This window comes from Pseudomonas sp. PS02303 (genome assembly GCF_029959925.1).
Taxonomy (GTDB): domain Bacteria; phylum Pseudomonadota; class Gammaproteobacteria; order Pseudomonadales; family Pseudomonadaceae; genus Aquipseudomonas; species Aquipseudomonas mandelii.
In genome coordinates this window covers 1-13,971 of sequence record NZ_JASCOM010000049.1, presented here as the reverse complement: position 1 = coordinate 13,971, position 13,971 = coordinate 1, and the positions used below count along the sequence as shown (strand labels likewise).

The following is a 13,971-nucleotide window of genomic DNA, read 5'->3' as shown; positions in this document are numbered from 1 at the left end:
GAGCAATTCCATGCCGTACTCGGCCACACCGAACTCAGTCGAGATCGGTGGACCGGTACCTGCATCAGTGTTGAGAGGGGGGGATCAGCGCATGGAGGTCATGTAGTCGCTGGCCTTGCCGGGAATCGATTGGCCCTGGATTTTGCCGAGAAACACGATGGCCCGAGCCACATCTTCTTCGCTCAAGTAGGGCGTTTGCGGGAACGAGTGCTTGTTGGATTTCCAAGCCGCCGCATAGACGTTATCCGGCGTACCTTCAAAACGGGCGCGCACCAGCTTCATCGCTTGCTCAGGGTTTTCGTTGATCAGTTTTGTCGCTTGTGCCAGGCCGTCGAGAAATTGCTTCACGGTTTGCGGGTTCTCATCAGCCCACTGTTTGCGTGCGCTCAAGGCGATCGAAGGATAGCCATCGAGTTCCTTGACCTGCCCGTCGGCCATGTCCAACAGTGTGAAACCTTTGTGCTCGATAATCGCGCTGTCCGAAGTTGGCGAGGACAAGGCAAAGCCATCGATACGTCCTTGGGAGAACGCGGTCAGAATGGCACTGGCGCTGTTGAGGTAGAGCAAAGTGAAGTCTTTCTCTGCCGAAAGACCACCTTTTTCACCGAGGAAGCGCACCAGGAAGTCGGCACTGCCACCCGAACCGCTGACGGCAATCTTCAAGCCCTTCATCGCCTTCAAGCGCTCTTCCATAGGGGTTTGCGCGGTCAGACCGAGCTGGTCGGCTTTCTTCTGGCTGATGACCACATTGCTCGCATACTGCCCGACCAGTCGCCCCAGCAAGGTCAGGTCGGCGCCCTTCAATTTCGCATTGATCGAATTCTGGATCGCGCACGAACAGAACTCGACGGTTCGACTGGCCAGGCCCGAGGTCGCGGCGCCGCCGCCCTTGAACTTGATCAGTTCGACATTCATCCCCTGTTTCTTGAAATAGCCGCCATCCACCGCCACGAACAGTGGCATGTGCACGAAGCCGTCGGTGCCCAGGGCAACCTTGATGTCCTGCGCATAGGCGCCAGCGCTTGCGGCCACCAGCGAAGCGACCAGACCCAACTTTGCAATCAGCGTTTTAATAGACATGCGTACACCTGTATTTTCTTGTGCGTTATGAACAGGTCAAACCGAAGCTTCACGATCACCCAGGTCTTTTTTCCACGGCATCAGACGGGTTTCAACCATCCGCACGACCGCTTGCAGCAGCAGCGCCAGGGCGATAATCGCGACCAGTGCAGCGAACACACCGGCGGTGTCCAACTGCCCGGCGGCATCCTGCAGCAGATAGCCGAGCCCACGATTGGAGGCCATGATTTCGCCGACGATGGCGCCGATCAGGGCGTAGGGCACCGAAAGCTTGAGGCCGGTGAACACCCATTGGATGGCCGAGGGGAATACCACTTTGGTGATCAGGTGGTGTTCGCGGGCGCCCATCAAGCGCAGGATCTCCAGCTGCTCGCGGTCAACCGCACGCACGCCGCTGTAGGTGTTGAGGAACACCAGGAAGAACACAATGGTGGCGGTCAGGATGATCTTCATCTCGATGCCGATGCCGAACCACATGATGAACAGCGGAGCCAAGGCCACTTTCGGCAGGCTGTAGATCGAGATCAGGATCGGATCGAGCAGCTTGGCCAGCAATTCGTTTCGGCCCAACAGCAGCCCCACCGCAATCCCGACGGTCGCCCCGAGCACGAAGCCTGCGAGCGTCTCCACCACGGTTATCCCGCCATGAGAAAACAGCCTGCCACTGATGACCAGCTCGTAGAACTTGCCGGCGATCTCACTGGGTGAGCTAACGAAAAAGGGATCGATCAACGGCCCCGATGACAGTTGCCAGGTGCCGAAAATCACGATGAAAATCGCCAGGCGTCCAAGGAAAATATTCATGCTCGGTTATCCTTTGCTGCATCGTTCAAAGACGGGGTCATGAAATCCCACAAGTCACCGCAGAGCTGGTGATAGCGGGGGTCCTTGCGCAACTGCAAAATGTTGCGTTCCTCGCCCAGGGGAATCTGTACATCCTTGACGATGGTGCCGGGGCGGCCGGCGAAGATCAGGCAACGGTCGCCGAGCGCCACGGCTTCATCCAAATCGTGGGTGACGAAGATGACGGTCTTGTTCAACCGGCGACTGAGGCGGATCAATTCGGTTTGCATGCGCATCCGCAGTTGCGCATCCAGCGCCGCGAAGGGCTCGTCCATCAGCAAGGTTTCGGGGTCATAAGCCAGCAGCCGAGCCAGGGCCGCACGTTTACGCATGCCGCCGGAGAGCTGGCTGGGATAAGACTTTTCAAAGCCTTCAAGACCCACCAGTTGAATCAGTTCCTGAATGCGCACGCGCCGTTCGGCCTTGGCCATGCCCTGGATTTCCAACGGCACGGCAATGTTGCCGACCACATCACGCCAGGGCAGCAAGTGGTCACTCTGGGTCATGTAGCCGGTACGGCCATTGACCCCGCAAACGGCCTTGCCGTTGTAGACCACCTGCCCTTCAGTGGGCGCAAACAGCCCCGCGACCATGTTCAGCAGGGTGGACTTGCCGCATCCCGACGGCCCGACCACGGTGACCACTTCGCCCTTTTTGATCGACAGGTTGATGCTATGGGAGGCCTGCTTGGCGACACCCTTGACGGTGAAGGATTTGGAGACGCCGATAAACTGAATGAGCGATGAAGCCTGCTCGTCGCGTTCAGCGCCTTTGGGCTGGGTGATGGATTTCAATGCGACAGGCATGATGGGCTCCCGCTCTGAAAATGGACGTTACCCAGAGGGAGCCGTTGATTTGATGTGCAATTAAATACGTTCATAGCGACCTACTTGTTTTTATGAGTCGTTGATGAAGCTGTCTTGATTATGAAACCGAGGGTGTGGGGGTCAATCCACCTATTCCACACAGTGGAACAGGTGGGGCCTCAGGCCAACAGTGTCAGGCCATCCACCGCCCTCACGCCCTGCCCTTCGGCAAAAACCCGCAACGGGTTGATCTCTGCCTCGTCGAGCTTTGGGCCCAGGGTGGTGGCCATGTCGGCGAACGCGACAATGCAATCGATCAGCGCGTTGATATCGGCCTTGGGCGCGCCGCGATAACCATCGAGCAACGCAAAGGTTTTCAACTCCCGGAGCATCGCGTCCGCGTCTTTGCGCGTGATCGGGAGCAGCCGCATGCTGGTATCCCGCAGCAGTTCGGCGCTGACACCGCCCATGCCCAGCAGCAGCGCAGGCCCCAGTTGCGGGTCACGATGGAAGCCCAGAATCAGCTCGTGGCCACCACTGACCATCTCCTGGACAAGAAAGCGCTCGGGCACGAACCCGACCTTGTCGGCGACCACGCTGCGCATGTCGTCCAACGCTTGGCCAATGCTGCGTTCGGTCAGGCCGAGCGCGACGCCGCCGACTTCGGTCTTGTGGGTGATGCGCTCGGAGAGCACCTTGAGCACCACCTTCGGTCCGAGCATGCGGGCGGCCTCGATTGCCTGGCCGGCTTCCCCGACCGCCTGCTCGCGGGTGACGGGCACACCGAAACGGGTAAACAGGGCTTTGCTTTGCTGTTCATCAAGGGTTCCGCTCGGTAACTGCTGAACTTCCTCGGCCGTCATATGCTGGCTGCTCGATTGCGCATGCGGCGTATCTTGAGCAACGTAGGCTTTGGCTTTCATCGCCAGCAACGCACTCGCGCAGGCCTCAGGCGCAGTAAAGGCGACGCCCTGGTTGCTGTTGATGCGCAGCAAGGCTTGCGGCGCGTGCGGGCTGACATAGGCGAGTACGGGCTTGCTGCTGTCGCGCTGGCTATTACGGATCGCGTCGGCCATCAGCGTCGGGCGCGCGACGCCGGATGAGCCCACTACACTGATGACCGCGTCGTAGTCCGCGCTTTCCAGCAGGATGCGCATGGCCTCTTGCATGATCTGCGGCTGCAGGCCAGCCAGCGTCAGGTCGATAGGGTTGCGATCGAGCACCGCCTGGTCGCCGATATCCAAATCGCGCAAACGTGCGGCCGTGGCCTCACCCGGCGGCGGGGTGTCGAAACCATTGGCACCCAAGGCATCGGCGATCAGCGTGCCGGCTCCGCCGGTCGAGGTCAGAATCGCCACCCGGTTACCCACCATCGTGCGCCGGCTGGCCAACGCGAACGGCAGGTCGAGCAGATCGGCAAACGTCTGCGCCCGCACGATACCCAGTTGTTTGAAGTACACGTCGTAGAGTGCATCGGCTCCGGCCAGGGCGCCGGTATGCGAAGCCGCCGAACGGGCGCCGGCTTCGGAACGCCCGACCTTGAACACTACGATGGGCTTACCGGCGGCACGAGCCTTGAGTGCGGCGCGGCTGAACTTCTCGGTATCGCGCAGCCCTTCCAGGTACAGGGCGATGACTTCGGTGGCTTCGTCATCCACCAGGTAGTCGACGAAATCGGCGACATCCAGGTCGACTTCGTTGCTGGTCGCCACCAGCTTGGAAAAACCAATGCCGGCGGCGGCACCGCGGGACAGGATCGAGCCCAGGATCCCGCCACTCTGGGAAATCACCGCGATATTGCCCGCTCTTAACGCCTCCTGATCCAGCGCGCCGCTTGCCGACAAGGTGATGCCCTGGGTGAGGTTGATCAGACCGATGGTGTTCGGCCCCAGGATACGCATGTTGCCCCGCGCCTTTTGCAAGGCTTGCTGGCGCGCGATGCCTTCCTCGCCAGCCTCGCCATAACCACCGGCAAGCACGATGGCCGCTGGCGTGCCCATGGCCGCCAATTCGGCAACGGCCTGGTTGGCACGTTCGGGACCGAGCAGGATGATGGCGGCATCAGGCACCTCCGGCAGCGCGGCGATAGAGGGATAGCACGTCAACCCGTCGATCTCGGTGTAACGCGGGTTGACCGGGTACAAGCGGCCCTCGAAGCCATGTTTGCGCAGGAATGCGATGGGCCGTCCGGAGGTCTTTTGCGCATCGCCGGACGCACCGATCACCGCGACACTGCGCGGGTTCATCAGGCGGGAAATGTTATCCATGCTCATCCCCTCTTCGCCTTGGCCGCCAGAAAGGCCGCGACCGACGCCTGATGCTCGGCCGAGGTGTAGCAGATGCCCTGGGCCTGGCTGCCCATGGCCAATACCTGGGCCTGGGTAAGTTCGAAGCTGTTGTTGAGAATGGATTTGCTCAATGCCAGCGCGGTCGCTGAGCCAGCGGACAATTCCAGCGCCCAGCGCCGGGTTTCGTCTAGCAGGTCATCGTGATCGACCACCCGATCCACCAGGCCGATCGCCAGACCTTCTTCAGGCTGTACGCTGCGCCCGGTGTAGATAAGCTCCTTGGCCTTGGGCAGCCCGACCCGACGCGGCAGCAGGTACAAGCCGCCACCGTCGGGGATCAGGCCTCGTGCGATGTAACTCATGGCGTAGCTGGCTTGCCGGGAGGACACCACGAAGTCGCAGCTCAAGGCCAGGTCGCAACCCAGCCCAGTGGCAGCGCCATTGACGGCGGCCAGGGTCGGTTTGGGCAGATTGAGCAACAGGGAGACCGCATGATGCACACGCTGCTGGCGCTTCCAGCCGTTAAAGGCCACCTCGCCCGCCGGTGCGCTCATACGTTTTTCCATGCCCTTGATGTCGCCTCCCGCGCAGAAGCCTTTGCCGGTGCCGGTGATGATGAGGGCGCGGATCTGGCTGCTCGCTGCCACCTCTTCCAGCAACTCGATCATGTGGCTGCGCATCTCGTCGCTGATCGCATTGCGAGCCTCGGGGCGATTGAGGGTCAGCACTGCGATGCCGTCGTCATCGACGGCCATGTGGATCGGCGAAGTAACACTTTGCAACATCGTCATGGGGAATCTCTCTCTTGTTGTTGGCATGGCAGCGGCCCAAACTGAAGAGCCTTGCGCTGATCCCAAGTCTATGGAGCTCCCCATGATTGACAATCCGGCAATTCCACTGGGTGGAACACGATGAGCGAGGACGACGGGTTTGATACGCCGGGCGCCGGCAAAGCGCCGATAAACCGTTCGCTTGAGCGCGGCCTGGAAATTCTGCGAGCCTTCCGTGCAGGCACCGAATACCTGGGCAATGGCGATATCAGCGAGCGCACCGGGTTGTCCAAGTCCACGATCAGTCGTTTGACCCAGACACTGATCCACAGCGGCATGCTGGTGTACGACGGCCAGCGCAGTGCTTATCGCCTCGCACCCGCCACCCTTTGCTTTGGCAATGCCATGTACAACAGCAGCTCGCTGATACACCTTGCCGCGCCACTGATGCGCGAAGCCGCTCAGACGCTGAAAGTGAACGTAGGTTTGGCCGCTGCCGACCGAGATGAAATGATCTATCTGGAATCGATCCGACTGAGTCGCAAGAACACACCGCGCACAGTACAAACCGGCCAGCGAGTCCCCATGGAATTCACATCCCTGGGGCGTGCCTATCTTGCAACTATTCCCGCTCAAAAACGGCAGACGCTGATGGAGCAATTCAAGTCCAAACGCTGCGATGCCAGATGGAAGGTGCTCAAAACGGATATCGAAGAATCATGCGAAAGTGTTCGACTCAGGGGGTACTGCGCTGCGTCTTGGCAAGCTGAAGTAGTCGCTATTTCCACTCCTCTGGGCATTCACAATTACAAAGATCACATTTTGAATATCAGCTTATCTACTCCGCAGTCCATCGAAGCCGTACTGGAGCAATACGCTGAGCATTTGCTGGCTCTCGCCGACAAAATCCGCGCGGTTGTTGATACCTTGGATTAATCCTCGATGTTCGACGAGCGGCTGATATTTGAACCCCTCATCGCCGGCAACCAGTGCGGTCGCAAGAACAGAAACGTTTTACGTATCGATCAGGTATGTAACGCGAAAGCATTGATCTTTTAAAGGGTGACGCTGCCGGATAGCATCCACATCGAACCCCATACTTCATTCAGCCAATCTCTCTCGAACCATCTCAAAAAAGGTCGTCAGGATGCGCCGGGAACTCTGTGCACGCAGGCAAACCAGTGTCTCGGTGAAGCGTCGCTGACTATCGACGATTGGCAACCCGCGAAGCCGCGAGTCGAAGCCAAGCTCGGTCGCCGAGACAACACCTACGCCCATACCTATCGCCACGGCTTCGCGCGCGGCTTCACGGCCTTCCACTTCGATCGCCTTGCGGATGCGCAAGCCCGCGGTTGCCATCTCTTCCTCCAGGCACAGGCGCGTCACTGAGCCTTTTTCGCGCAGGACCAGCGGCGTGTCGTGCAGATCGCCAAGGCTGATGGATTCGCGTTGCGCCCAGGGATGGTCAAGCGCGACGAACGCGAGCATCGGATCGCTACGCAGGGGCAGCGACAGCAGTCGGTCGTCTTCGATATTGCGCCCCAGCAGAGCAATGTCGGCCTGATGGCCGAACAACCGCTGCAACACTTCATCGGTATTGGCGGTTTCAATCTTCACATCGATACCGGGATAACGACTGCAAAAGCGTGCGACATAGGGCAGCACATGCACCGGCGCATCCACAGCGAGGTTCAAGGTTCCCGTGGACAGGGTGCGGTAGTCCATCAGCATGTCGTGGGCATCGACACTGATATCAAACAAGCGCCGGGTCAGGCCGAACAACCGCTCGCCCACTTCAGTCAGGCGTACCAGACGCTTGTCGCGGTAGAACACCATCACCCCGTAGTAATCCTCAAGCTTGCGAACCTGGTCGGACACCGCCGGTTGAGACAGGCAGAGCTGCTCTGCCGCGCGGGTAAAACTTCCGTTGATAGCGACAGCGTGGAACGCCTTGAGTTGAGTATGGGAAATCGTCATCGGGGAAGCCTCAGCATAGGTTCAGCTTATTCATGCATACGTTAAATCGATTTTATTTATAAACGATGAACTGCAAGCATGGTTTTCACAAGCCCCGACCAGTGTTCGAACACTGCGCCCTCCTACCAACCTGGGAATGCTTAATGGAAATCGAACGTTTCACAGCCCTAAAACGCCGCTCGGACATGGTCCGGTACGACAACCACCTCTATATCGGAGGCCAGGTTGCCAGCGACCTCAGGGGCGATATCGAGGAGCAGACCCGCGAGGTGCTCGCCGGTATTGAGCAGCTATTGCTCAGTGCCGGCAGCAGCCGCAAGCAGGTGCTTTCGGTGCGTATCCTGCTCGCCCATCGCGAGGACTATGCAGGGCTCAACAAAGTCTGGGACGCGTTCTTTCCCGAAGGCCATGCCCCCACACGAGCTTGCACCCTGGCGGATTTGATCGACCCCGGTTGGCGCGTGGAAATGATCGTGGTCGCCGCGTGCGGCTGATTGCTTCCTGAAACCCTGCCGCCAAACCGCTCCAACGGAGATGACCTCATGCGCCCCTACTGGCTCGATCAGGCCCTTAAAACTCAACCCGACTCGCCCTGCCCGCCGCTGCGGCAGAACACCCGCGCCGATGTCTGCATTGTCGGTGGTGGTTACACCGGTTTGTGGACCGCGATCATGCTCAAAGAACAGAATCCCGAGCTGGACGTGGTCATCGTCGAAGCCGACATCTGCGGTGCCGGTGCCAGTGGGCGCAACGGCGGCTGCGCACTGTCCTGGTCGGCCAAGTACTTCACCCTGGAACGCTTGTTCGGCGTCGAGGAGGCAATACGCCTGGTCAAGGAATCGGAGCAGAGCATTTACGCCATCGGCAGCTTTTGCGAGAAGTACGCAGTTGATGCCGATTACCGTCTCGATGGCACGCTTTACACGGCGACTAACCGCGCTCAGGTCGGTTCGACCGACGGGGTGATCGCCGCGCTGGAGCGCAATGGCATCAACTCTTTCTCCAAATGCGCGCTAGCTGACGTACACCGTATGGCGGGTTCAACCCGACACGTTGAAGGCTGGTTCTCGCCTGCGGCAGCCAGTGTGCAACCGGGCAAGCTGGTGCGTGGTCTGCGTCGAGTCGCAATGGAGTTGGGTGTGCGCATCTACGAAGGCTCGCCGATGACCGGTTTGGAAGAGGGGCTGCCCACCATCGTCAACACGCCGAACGGGAAAGTGACCTGCGATCGTGTCGTGTTGGCGATGAACGCCTGGATGGCCCGTGCTTTTCCACAGTTCTCGCGGTCGGTAGCCATCGTCTCCAGCGACATGATTATTACTGAGCCACGACCTGACCTGCTCGAGCGCATAGGCCTGACCAGCGGGGTCACCGTGCTCGACTCACGTATCTTCGTGCATTACTACCACAACACTCCGGACGGCCGGATCATGCTCGGCAAAGGTGGCAATACCTTCGCTTACGGCGGGCGCATCCTGCCCGTATTCGACCAGCCTTCGCCCTACAAAGGATTGTTGCGCAACACCCTTGCGGAGTTCTTCCCGGACTTTGCCGATGTCGGCATCGCCGCCACCTGGAATGGCCCGTCCGATCGCTCCGTCACCGGGCTACCGTTCTTCGGTCGCATGGGCGCTAGCGGCAACATCTTTTATGGCTTCGGCTATTCCGGCAGCGGCGTCGGTCCGTGTCATATGGGAGGGAAAATCCTCTCATCGCTGGTGTTGGGGATGGACAACCCATGGACACGCTCGCCGCTGGTGCAAGGTCCACTCGGCCATTTCCCACCGGAGCCGATCCGTTACCTGGGCTCGCTGATGGTGCGCAACGCCATTCGCCGCAAGGAGCATGCCGAGGACCACAACCTGCGGCCCCGTCGACTGGATGTGCGTCTGGCGAAATTCGCCGCGGCGGCTGGCAAGTCAGACAAGGGCTAACGCCTCCATCACACAGCGAAAACATTTACGCTCGCCAATTAAAAACCGCCTGGCCATTGGCCGGGCGGTTTTTTTGTTTACAACACAGATGCGTCGCGCCGCCCAGTGGCCTTGATCGCCCAGGGCGCGGCGATCTGAACCCGATAACCATGGCGTCGCGATAATAGAGCGCGAGATCCAACGTGCTCACTTATAAGCTCAGCTTGTTATTGACATGTGATAAATCGATTTCAGTTATTTCTAGGCGAGTGTTTTTATTGGCCCATGTATCACTCCTTACAAAAACAACACCGCCGGAGAAGATCATGACCAAAGCTGAATTCCCGACCACACAAGCGCTGGCTACGCCAGCCTTGGGTGAACCTTACCTGCTGACGCCAGGCCCGTTGACCACATCCAAAGCCACCAAGGATGCGATGCTGCGCGACTGGGGTTCATGGGATGTTTCCTTCAATCAAGTCACTGCTGAAGTTCGCCAGAACTTGCTCAGCATGGCAGGCATAAAGGACGACAGCTTCGTCTGCGTGCCTTTGCAAGGCAGCGGCAGCTATTCGGTGGAGGCTGCTTTAGCCACTGCCATCCCTCGAGACGGCAAAGCGCTTGTATTAATGAATGGCGCCTATGGTCAACGCGCCACCAAGACCCTGGAGTATCTGGGTCGCGCATTTATCACCCTGGACAAAGGGGATTACTTGCCACCCCAGCCCGAGGAAGTGGACGCCCTGCTCAGAGATAACCCGGACGTCACCAACGTCTTCCTCGTCCATTGCGAAACCAGTTCCGGCATTCTCAATCCGCTGCGCCAAATTGCCGATGTGGTGAAAGCGCATGGCAAGAGTCTGATCATCGATGCGATGAGCTCCTTCGGAGCTGTGCCATTGACGGTCGATGAAATACCTTTCGACGTGGTGGTGTCTTCTGCCAACAAATGCATCGAGGGTATTCCGGGGTTCGGTTTCGTTATCATCCGTCGCTCCGTGATCGAGGCCGCCAAAGGCCGCGCCAATTCACTCAGCCTCGACCTTTACGAGCAGTGGGTTTACATGGAGCGCACTGGCCAATGGCGTTTCACGCCACCGACCCACAGCGTGGTAGCGTTCCATAAAGCCTTGGAGCAACACACTGCCGAAGGCGGCGTGCATGGCCGGTTGGCGCGCTACACCCGCAATCGCGATGTACTCGTCACCGGCATGCGCGAACTTGGCTTTAGAACATTGCTTGAGGACCGTTGGCTGTCGCCAATCATCACCACGTTCTTCAGTCCAGAACATCCACATTTTGAGTTCAAACGGTTCTACGATGAACTCAAAGCCCGTCAGTTCATCATCTACCCCGGCAAACTGACGGTAGCCGAAAGTTTCCGTATTGGCTGTATCGGCCAGATCGACGAATACATCGTCCACCAGTTGCTGCGCGCCATCGCCGACAGTCTTGTAGCGATGAACGTCGACATGCAACAGCCGACAGGCTGACCGCCCCTTTAAAGGTTCTTGTCAATTCGAGCACAGGTGCAATGGGTAGCACCTTTGGACAGGGATCTTTTTTTAAAACATGGATCCGGTGACTTATCGCTAGGCAATGCCGAGCAGCAGTCAGTGACCGTGGCAATTTAAAACTTAAAGCCTGATGCCATTCACTGCCATCTAATCGATGTCGTGTGCGTGGACAGATTTTCTGTACCGAAAACAAAAACAATTACTTTGCGCTGTCTGGCACCACATACGGGATCAGAACACCATGAACAAGAATGCTACAAGTCCTCTCGCAACCGGCTGGAAATCGCTCCAGCGTTGGCGCGTGCAAATTTTCCTCATCACCTGGGTGGCCTATGCCGCCTTCTACTTTACCCGCAAGGCGTTTTCTGTCGCCAAACTGGGTATTGGCGAAGACCCGAACTTCATCCTCGAAAAGTCCATGATGGCCAATCTGGATGCCCTCTACCTTACCGCGTATGCAGTAGGACAGTTTCTTTGGGGCAACTTCTCTGACCGCTTCGGCCCGAGGGTCGTGGTACTTAGCGGGCTCGTCATTTCCGCGTTAGCTGCGCTACTTATGGGCACCTACGCCACCTTACCGATTTTCGCCTCCTGCATGTTAATCCAGGGCCTGGCTCAGTCCACCGGCTGGTCTGGCCTATGCAAGAACGTCGGTAGTTTCTTCAGCACTGGCGAACGCGGCCGCGTACTGGGTTACTGGAGCACCTGCTACGCCTTCGGGGGTCTGGTAGCGACACCGTTTGCCGGTTGGTGGGCCTACAACCAATACCATGACTGGCGCATAGCGTTCATCAGCAGCGCCGTGGTGGTACTGGTTGTAGCGATATTGTTCTTTTTCCTGCAGCGCAACCAGCCAGAAGATGTCGGCCTGCCTCCCGTCGAGATCGAAATAGAACCCGTCAGCAAGGTCGCAGTTCCGCGCGAAAGTATGTGGGCTGGCTTGCGCACGGTGATGAAAAATCGAACTGTGCTGGTGCTTGGCCTCGCGTATTTCATGCTCAAGCCAGCGCGCTACGCGATCCTCCTGTGGGGGCCAGTCATTATCTACGAACGGATGCCCGAGATTGGCAAAGTGGCATCCGCAATCGTTCCAACGGCTTTTGAACTAGCGGGTCTGGCAGGTCCGATCCTCATCGGTATCGCATCAGACAAGTACTTCGGTGCTCGTCGTATGCCGGCCTGTGTCCTTAGCCTGGTTCTTCTCACCATTTGCCTTGCGCTGTTCGTCCCCGCCATGCAGAGCGGAAGTCTTTACATGGTGGTTGGCCTGCTATTCATGATGGGCCTGACACTCTACGGGCCGGATTCGATGATGAGCGGCTCGGCTGCCATTGATTTCGGCAGTAAGGACGGTGCGGCCTCCGCCGCAGGTTTCGTCAACGGTTGCGGTTCGATAGGGGCGGTCCTCGGCGGCCTGTTACCCGGATATTTCGACACCACCACCATATTCCTGGTGTTCACCGTCGCGGCGCTGCTGGCCAGCTTGATGTTGATTCCATTTTGGAACAGTCGCCCGAAAACGGTGGAAAGCAAGGAGCTGGCCTCAACTCCGGTGCAACCGGTCATTGTCGGCACCAACTCCTGAACCCGAATCAATCACTCACCCATTACTGGAGCAATCATCATGGACTACAAACAACCTTCCCAACTGCAAGCTGTGGTTCTGGACTGGGCGGGCACCGTCGTTGATTTCGGTTCTTTCGCACCGACCCAGATTTTCGTCGAAGCCTTTGCCGAGTTCGGCGTTGCGGTTTCCCTGCAAGAAGCTCGCGGACCGATGGGCATGGGCAAGTGGGACCACATCCGCACGCTGTGCAACGAGCCACAGATTGCCGACCGCTACCATGCCGCCTTCGGTCGGTTGCCAACCGATGATGATGTCACCGCCCTCTACGAACGCTTCATGCCGCTGCAGATCGAAAAGATCGCGCTGCACTCGGCGCTGATTCCTGGTGCGCTCGACACCATCAACGGCTTGCGCGACAAGGGCCTGAAAATCGGTTCCTGCTCAGGCTACCCGGCTGTGGTCATGGAGAAAGTCGTAGAGCTGGCGCGCAAGAATGGTTATGTCACCGACCACGTGGTGGCGACTGACGAAGTGCCCAATGGACGCCCGCACCCTGCTCAAGCCTTGGCCAACGTGATTGCGCTGGGGATTAGCGACGTCGCCGCGTGCGTAAAGGTCGATGACACCTGGCCCGGCATTCTGGAAGGTCGTAGTGCGGGCATGTGGACCGTGGCGCTGACCTGCTCCGGCAATGCATTGGGCCTGACCTATGAAGAGTTCAAGGATTTATCCCTGGAGGAATTGGCCGAGGAACGCGCGCGCATCGTCAAGATGTTCGAAGGTTCCCGCCCGCACTACCTGATCGACACCATCGTTGATTTGCCGGCGGTCATCGAAGACATCAATGCCCGTCTGGCACGTGGCGAAACCCCTCAGGGCTCTTGAGCCTGTAGCGCTTGTGCAACTGACAGTGGTCGTCCCAAGGACGGCCACAACCAAAAACTACAAGAGAACGCCATCATGAACTACGCCCACCCTGGTACTCCCGGTGCCATCGTTTCCTTCAAGTCCCGTTACGGTAACTACATCGGCGGCGAGTTCGTCGCGCCTGTCAAAGGTCAGTACTTCACCAATACCTCGCCAGTGAATGGCCAACCGATTGCCGAATTCCCGCGCTCCACGGCCGAAGACATCGACAAAGCCCTGGACGCCGCCCACGCCGCTGCCGATGCCTGGGGCGCCACGTCCGCCCAGGCGCGCTCGCTGGTGC

Annotated in this window: 13 protein-coding genes; 7 read left to right on the top strand and 6 right to left on the bottom strand. The window is 58.7% G+C overall.

Going from position 1 to position 13,971, the window contains the following annotated elements; genetic code table 11:
* Positions 1–84: 84 nt before the first annotated feature.
* From QMX98_RS13940 to QMX98_RS13920, 5 genes are all read right to left on the bottom strand, one after another.
* Complete coding sequence (locus QMX98_RS13940; RefSeq protein ID WP_083376551.1) at positions 85–1,080, bottom strand: ABC transporter substrate-binding protein; 996 nt, start codon at positions 1,078–1,080, stop codon at positions 85–87.
* Positions 1,081–1,116: 36 nt separating this feature from the next.
* The gene (locus QMX98_RS13935; RefSeq protein WP_017339233.1) at positions 1,117–1,884 is read right to left on the bottom strand and encodes an ABC transporter permease; all 768 of its coding nucleotides are present in this window, start codon (positions 1,882–1,884) and stop codon (positions 1,117–1,119) included.
* Positions 1,881–2,729 (bottom strand): ABC transporter ATP-binding protein, encoded by an 849-nt coding sequence (locus QMX98_RS13930; RefSeq protein ID WP_083376550.1) that lies wholly within the window; start codon positions 2,727–2,729, stop codon positions 1,881–1,883. Before QMX98_RS13930 ends, QMX98_RS13935 begins: the two co-directional genes overlap by 4 nt.
* Positions 2,730–2,908: 179 nt before the next feature.
* Positions 2,909–4,996 carry an acetate--CoA ligase family protein gene (locus tag QMX98_RS13925; protein WP_282410925.1) on the bottom strand — a complete coding sequence of 696 codons (2,088 nt, stop codon included), beginning with the start codon at positions 4,994–4,996 and terminating at the stop codon, positions 2,909–2,911.
* A 2-nt stretch (positions 4,997–4,998) separates the two neighbouring features.
* A complete protein-coding gene (locus tag QMX98_RS13920) occupies positions 4,999–5,808 on the bottom strand; it encodes an enoyl-CoA hydratase/isomerase family protein (RefSeq protein ID WP_172791147.1) in 810 nt (269 codons plus the stop codon).
* 120 nt (positions 5,809–5,928) lie between these two features.
* On the opposite strand from QMX98_RS13920, the gene QMX98_RS13915 reads away from it, so the two are divergent.
* On the top strand, positions 5,929–6,723 hold the full coding sequence (locus QMX98_RS13915) for an IclR family transcriptional regulator (protein ID WP_083376547.1): 795 nt from the start codon (positions 5,929–5,931) through the stop codon (positions 6,721–6,723).
* 165 nt (positions 6,724–6,888) lie between these two features.
* Here QMX98_RS13915 and QMX98_RS13910 read toward each other — a convergent pair whose 3' ends face one another.
* Positions 6,889–7,764 carry a LysR substrate-binding domain-containing protein gene (locus tag QMX98_RS13910; RefSeq protein ID WP_010461058.1) on the bottom strand — a complete coding sequence of 292 codons (876 nt, stop codon included), beginning with the start codon at positions 7,762–7,764 and terminating at the stop codon, positions 6,889–6,891.
* 143 nt (positions 7,765–7,907) lie between these two features.
* Here QMX98_RS13910 and QMX98_RS13905 point away from each other — a divergent pair, with 143 nt between their 5' ends.
* The 6 genes from QMX98_RS13905 to QMX98_RS13880 all read left to right on the top strand — a co-directional run.
* Positions 7,908–8,258 (top strand): RidA family protein, encoded by a 351-nt coding sequence (locus tag QMX98_RS13905; protein WP_083376546.1) that lies wholly within the window; start codon positions 7,908–7,910, stop codon positions 8,256–8,258.
* A 48-nt stretch (positions 8,259–8,306) separates the two neighbouring features.
* Positions 8,307–9,698 (top strand): FAD-dependent oxidoreductase, encoded by a 1,392-nt coding sequence (locus QMX98_RS13900; protein ID WP_282410924.1) that lies wholly within the window; start codon positions 8,307–8,309, stop codon positions 9,696–9,698.
* Positions 9,699–10,003: 305 nt separating this feature from the next.
* Positions 10,004–11,170, top strand: coding sequence for a 2-aminoethylphosphonate--pyruvate transaminase (locus QMX98_RS13895; RefSeq protein ID WP_282410923.1), 1,167 nt, complete (start codon positions 10,004–10,006; stop codon positions 11,168–11,170).
* A 265-nt stretch (positions 11,171–11,435) separates the two neighbouring features.
* Positions 11,436–12,779, top strand: a complete 1,344-nt coding sequence (locus tag QMX98_RS13890) for an MFS transporter (protein WP_282410922.1) — start codon at positions 11,436–11,438, stop codon at positions 12,777–12,779.
* Positions 12,780–12,818: 39 nt separating this feature from the next.
* Positions 12,819–13,646 carry a phosphonoacetaldehyde hydrolase gene (gene phnX / locus QMX98_RS13885; protein ID WP_010461068.1) on the top strand — a complete coding sequence of 276 codons (828 nt, stop codon included), beginning with the start codon at positions 12,819–12,821 and terminating at the stop codon, positions 13,644–13,646.
* 75 nt (positions 13,647–13,721) lie between these two features.
* Positions 13,722–13,971, top strand: a 250-nt coding sequence (locus QMX98_RS13880; protein ID WP_282410921.1) for an aldehyde dehydrogenase family protein, incomplete at its 3' end; no start/stop codon positions are given.